Here is a 5,245-nt window from a genome sequence, read left to right as displayed (position 1 = left end):
TGCCCCAGGCGATGGCTAGGCCGCCAGTGTTACCGGTCTGCTCGTAGAGGGCGCGAGCGGTGGAATGGGCGGCGAGGGCTTCGTCGTAACGATGCAGCCGCCGCAGGGTGTCACCGGTGTTGCCCCAGGCGATGGCTAGGCCGCCAGTGTTACCGGTCTGCTCGTAGAGGGCGCGAGCGGTGGAATGGGCGGCGAGGGCTTCGTCGTAACGATGCAGGGCTTCCAGGACGTCGCCGGCGTTGTCCCAGGCGGTGGCTTGGCCGCGGGTGTCGCCGGTCTGCTCGTGGAGAGTGCGGGCGGTGGTGTGGGCAGTGAGGGCTTCGTCGTAACGGTGCAGGTCTTCCAGGACGTTGCCGGCGCTGTCCCAGGCGATGGCTTGGCCGCGGGTGTTACCGGTCTCCTTGTAGAGGGTGCGGGCGGTGGTGTGGGCAGCGAGGGCTTCGTCGTAACGATGCAGCCGCCGCAGGGTGTCACCGGTGTTGCCCCAGGCGGCGGCTTGGCCGCCGGTGTCGCCGGTCTGCTCGTAGAGGGTGCGGGCGGTGGTGTGGGCGGCGAGGGCTTCGTCGTAACGATGCAGGGCTTCCAGGACGTTGCCGGCATTGTCCCAGGCGGCGGCTTGGCCGTGGGTGTCGCCGGTCTGCTCGTGGAGGGTGCGGGCGGTGGTGTGGGCGGCGAGGGCTTCGTCGTAACGATGCAGCTGCCGCAGGGTGTTGCCGGTGTTGCCCCAGGCGGTGGCTTGGCCGCCGGTGTCGCCGGTCTGCTCGTAGAGGGTGCGGGCGGTGGTATGGGCGGCGAGGGCTTCGTCGTAACGATTCAGGTCTTCCAGGGCGTCACCGGTGTTGTCCCAGGCGGTGGCTTGGCCGTGGGTGTCGCCGGCCTGCTCGTAGAGGGCGCGGGCGGTGGTGTGGGCGGCGAGGGCTTCGTCGTAACGATGCAGCGATTCCAGGGCGTTGCCGGCGTTGTCCCAGGCGGTGGCTTGGCCGTGGGTGTAACCGGTCTCCTTGTAGAGGGTGCGGGCGGTGGTATGGGCGGCGAGGGCTTCGTCGTAACGATGCAGCTGCCACAACGCGTTGCCGGTGTTGTCCCAGGCGGTGGCTTGGCCGCGGGTGTTACCGGTCTCCTCGCAGAGGGTGCGGGCGGTGGTATGGGCGGCGAGGGCTTCGTCGTAACGGTGCAGCCGCCGCAGGGCATAGCCAAGATTGCTCCATGCACCAGGTTCGTTGCGACGATCTCTCAGCGTGCGAAGAGAGTCCAAACTCAGAGCGCTTACCGCCAAAGCGTCATGATGCAGCTCGCGGTATTGCAGATATTCAGTGAGGGCGAAACAGATGCGAGTAGATCTCACGGACGGGGCCTCGAAATGCGCCGTAGCGATAAGTGTGGCGCGCTCATTATCCACCCATTGCAAAGCCTCTACCCGGCCGCTGAATTCCGGAGAAGGGTGCAGCTGCGTGGAGAAATCAATGTGAGTTCTTGCAATTTCTACCCACTTCACGTAATGGTCGGCAAGGCGTTGGCGGGCCTGGCCGTATTTGCGGCGGGCAGCGCGGTTGTGTTCCAAGTGTTTCTGAGTTTGTTCTTCAGCGTAGTCGCGAAGCAGGTCGTGCATTTGCCACCGGCCCCGGATGGTGCTGCGGTTGATGAGGTGCGCGGCGGCGAGTTGGCTGAGCTGGTTATCGATAACCGTTTCGGTCTGGTGGGTGAGGGCTGCTGCGGCGGAAGTGGAGATGTCGGGCCCGGCGTTGAGGGACAACATGCGGAAGAGGTCCTGCTGCTGCGGAAGGAGACTGTCAAGGGTCTGGTCAAAGACGGTGCGCAGGTCGCGTTCGCCGTCGTTGATACTGTCCAGCCGCCCCTCACCCGCGGTGAGGCGTTCAGCGCGTTCGGCGAGAGGCTGGCCCAGGTCCTGCACGAGGAGCGCGGAGACGATCTGGAGGGCCAGCGGCAGGCATCCACAGGCCAATGCCACCCGCTCGGCCGCCTCCTTGTCCTCTTCTACGCGCCGGTCGTCGGGGTTCGCCTCACGCAGGGCGAGATCCAAGAGGGCGACCGCGTTCTCGGGCTGGAGCTGGTGCAGGGACCGCGGCCGCCCGATTCCCGGCAGGGCCTTGCGAGAGGTGACGAGCATGCCGTGTGGGGAAGGCGGCAGCAGAGGTTTGACTTGGGCTGCGCTGGAGGCATTGTCGGCGATGACGAGCAGCCGCTGCCCCTTGCGGCCACGACTGGCGAGGTGGGATCGGTAGAACACTTCTCGGTCGGGTCCGGTGGGGGGAATATGCTCCGGCTGCACTCCCAGTCGGCGCAACAGCGCATCGAGGGACTGCTCCGGCGTGGCTGGCTGAGAATCGTAGCCACGCAGATCCACTAGGAGTACGCCGGTGAACCACCCGCGTTCGAGGACCTGGTGGCCGACGGCGTAGGCGAGGGTCGTCTTGCCGACTCCACCCATGCCCGCCACCACTGCCACAGGGCGTCCGGCGCTGGAGTCCGGGGCGAGCAGTTCCAGCAGCGGCGCCACGTCCTCGTCGCGACCCGTGAATTCGGGCGGAAGATGCGGAAGCGCGTCAAGTGCGGACGGCGCCGGCGCGTACTGCTGCACGAACGTGTTGTACTGCGTTCCACGCTGCTGGGCAGCGGCGTAACTGAACTGGCTTCCGGAGAAGTCATCACCGTGCCCCGAACCGCTCACGTGTCGTCCACTAACTTGCTGAGCCGGCAGTCCGCCCTTCTTGTTCCGCCTTTTGGCCTTCTTGCCCTTGCCCCCCACTGGCTCTGCCCCCGTCTGTCAGTTAAAGGTGTTGTTCTGCGTACCGCTGCCTTGCACTGCTGACTTCTCGAACGTCGAACCGCTGAAGTCGTTGTGTACGGACTGTCCCTTACCGTCCACACTCCCCTGCTCGATCACAGCCCGAAGTTCCGCCGCGACCTGCAGCCGCTGTGCCTCCGGAAGTTCCTCCAGCAGCATCTCCAACCTGTTCTGCCACACCGCCGCCTGCGCCGTTTGGACTCGTTCGAGCTCGCCTTCGGTCGCGGCGTCCAGCGCAGCTTGTGTCTGGTCCAACCGCTCCAACTCCCTCTGCTCCCACGCTTCCTCACCACGCCCCAACGCCCGGGCGATACCGCTGCGCACACCGTTCCAGGCATCCGTACCAGCTGCCTGCACGATGGCACCGCCACCCGCCGCTGCCAACGCCAACAACGCCTCTACCAGCATTACGTCTCCCTTGACGGACTATCAGCAAGGCTCGTAAGCCTAGACCTCAACCACTTCCCCAAGTGTCACGAACTCAAAGAAGACGGCTGAAGATCCGTACACAGCATGGAAAATGGCTAGCATCCGCCCCACCCTGCACCAAGTGGGCCCATCAACTACAGCCACTCCTATGGGGTGGACGCCAACACCCGGCTTCAACGTGCGAACAGAACCGAAAGCCGGCACCCGGAGCGGTCCGTACGGCCCTACACCAGGCCCGTCTGCGGATTACAGATCTGGCACAGCTCGATGTCCGGCTCGTTCATCGCGTTGATCGCCTCTTCGCGGTTGAGGAACCCCATCTGCGCGCCATAGGCCGCGCAGCCACCGCGGTGCAGCAGCGCAGGACTGCCAGAGCCTTGGGGCTGGTGCTTCCACGACAGCTCAGCCCTCGCCCTCTCCCGGCGCTGCTGCTCCTGCCGCTCCTCGACCTCAAGCTCCCGGACCCAGTTCCGGGTCTGGCGCAGCGGCCAGTCAAGCCATTCCTCAAGAGCCCGGAGCTTGTCAAGGCGGGAAATTGAGCCGGGATCTGGCACGGCTACGCCGCCTCGTCCGCGGACTCGTGGACGTGCTTGAGAGCCATCCTCGCGTCCACCACGCTGCTGTCGAGAGTCGCCCAGTACGGGCGGGTGGCCACCTGGATGCTCAGCCGGCACAGCCTCTCCTGGAAGTCGGCGACCTTCGCGGCCTGCTCCTGCATGCGCCCGGGACTGTCGGCCTTGCCGGAGCGGAAGCTGGCGTACGACTGCTTCTCGCTCTCTCAGCCCGCCATCGGTTCGGCGGACCACGGGACATCAGCGGCGTACTGCTCGCATTCGGCGTGGGTCTGGTGCAGCGCGAGCTGGGCGTCGCGCAGGTTCTCGGGAAAGTCGCACATGGGCACATGTGAATGGTACGCGTGTTCGATTTTCGGATGCGGCGACGCGCTGGCGACTCCTCGGGAAAGTTGGACGACACCAGGGGCCTGGGCTGCATCGAGCATGAGCAGCTCGCGCTCGCGGCCACGCCGCAGCAGTGACCACCCCGCAACCTCAGGTTCGGATCCCGAAGGCGGCACCAGAAATCCCAGGTAGATAGTCGCCGACCTGGGGTTTCCTGCCGCTCAGGCATAGCGTGTCACACAGCACCATGGGATTGATTGCGTAGGCGGCGGAGTGCGAGCCCTACTGCTTGAACTTCTTCCGTCTGACCTTCAGGCCGTTCTTCTTGCATACAGCCTGGGCCTTCTTGGCGCGCTTGGCTTTCTTCCGGGCCGTCTGTGGGCCGTCCGAGGGGGCCCTACGATGACCGACAACGACCAACGACGCCCACAAACCACGCAGCTCTCCGGCATGTTGCGGAGCGATGCCGCACCCCACCGGAGGGGCGGTTCAATACCAGCGCTACTGATCCGGATCGCGCCCCCCGGGGGCGTGCACCACCGCACGCCCCTCGGATGATCCCGTCCCCCCTTGTCCCGTTCCCGCATCGATGCAACTCTGAGAGTCCCCCCGCTTGTGAACTTGTGAATCGACTCACACGGTCGGTTCACGAAGGAGGTGGCTCATTTCATGCTCGTCCGTGACGCCATGAGCACGCTGATCCTCACCATCGGACCCGCCCATACGCTCCGCGAGGCCGCCCGGCTGATGTCGGTCCGGCGCGTCGGAGCCGCGGTCGTTCTCGACCGGGACACCAGCGGGCTCGGCATTCTCACCGAGCGCGACATCCTCAACGCGGTCGGCTCGGGCGTGAATCCCGATGTCGAGACCGCCTCCGCCCACACCACCACCGACGTGGTCTTCGCCGCGCCCACCTGGACCCTGGCAGAGGCCGCGGAGGCCATGACGCACGGCGGGTTCCGCCACCTGATCGTGCTGGACGACCACGGGCCGGTCGGCATCGTCTCGGTCCGTGACATCCTGCGCTGCTGGACGCCCGCCAAGCGCCGCCCTCACCCGGAACTCGTCGGCTGACCCCCGTGAACGACCGGTGGGCCGGTCCCCTCAAAAG

5 protein-coding genes are annotated in these 5,245 nt (G+C 65.9%); 1 reads left to right on the top strand and 4 read right to left on the bottom strand.

The genetic code is table 11. The features are described 5' to 3' along the window. The 4 genes from ACFU8Q_RS31545 to ACFU8Q_RS31530 all read right to left on the bottom strand — a co-directional run. On the bottom strand, positions 1 to 2,689 hold a 2,689-nt coding region (locus ACFU8Q_RS31545; protein ID WP_384460459.1), incomplete at its 3' end, for a tetratricopeptide repeat protein. Positions 2,690 to 2,785: 96 nt separating this feature from the next. After that, positions 2,786 to 3,214, bottom strand: a complete 429-nt coding sequence (locus tag ACFU8Q_RS31540) for a hypothetical protein (RefSeq protein ID WP_384460455.1) — start codon at positions 3,212 to 3,214, stop codon at positions 2,786 to 2,788. A gap of 245 nt (positions 3,215 to 3,459) precedes the next feature. Then, on the bottom strand, positions 3,460 to 3,789 hold the full coding sequence (locus tag ACFU8Q_RS31535) for a DUF6233 domain-containing protein (RefSeq protein ID WP_384460453.1): 330 nt from the start codon (positions 3,787 to 3,789) through the stop codon (positions 3,460 to 3,462). Between the two features lie 2 nt (positions 3,790 to 3,791). Then, positions 3,792 to 3,953, bottom strand: a complete 162-nt coding sequence (locus tag ACFU8Q_RS31530) for a hypothetical protein (protein ID WP_384460449.1) — start codon at positions 3,951 to 3,953, stop codon at positions 3,792 to 3,794. Positions 3,954 to 4,803: 850 nt separating this feature from the next. Between ACFU8Q_RS31530 and ACFU8Q_RS31525 the strand changes: the two genes are divergently transcribed. After that, positions 4,804 to 5,208 (top strand): cyclic nucleotide-binding/CBS domain-containing protein, encoded by a 405-nt coding sequence (locus tag ACFU8Q_RS31525; protein WP_384460446.1) that lies wholly within the window; start codon positions 4,804 to 4,806, stop codon positions 5,206 to 5,208. Positions 5,209 to 5,245: the final 37 nt, after the last annotated feature.

Origin of the sequence: Streptomyces sp. NPDC057543 (genome assembly GCF_042801895.1) — a bacterium.
Taxonomy (GTDB): Bacteria; Actinomycetota; Actinomycetes; order Streptomycetales; family Streptomycetaceae; genus Streptomyces.
The sequence above is the reverse complement of the archived record's forward strand: the minus strand, read 5'-3'. Positions and strand labels throughout refer to the sequence as shown.

Coding starts and splice junctions, on each gene's coding strand:
- ACFU8Q_RS31540 (WP_384460455.1), bottom strand. CDS start 3,214: ATGCTGGTAGAGGCGTTGTTGGCGTTGGCAGCGGCGGGTGGCGGTGCC.
- ACFU8Q_RS31530 (WP_384460449.1), bottom strand. CDS start 3,953: ATGCAGGAGCAGGCCGCGAAGGTCGCCGACTTCCAGGAGAGGCTGTGC.
- ACFU8Q_RS31525 (WP_384460446.1), top strand. CDS start 4,804: ATGCTCGTCCGTGACGCCATGAGCACGCTGATCCTCACCATCGGACCC.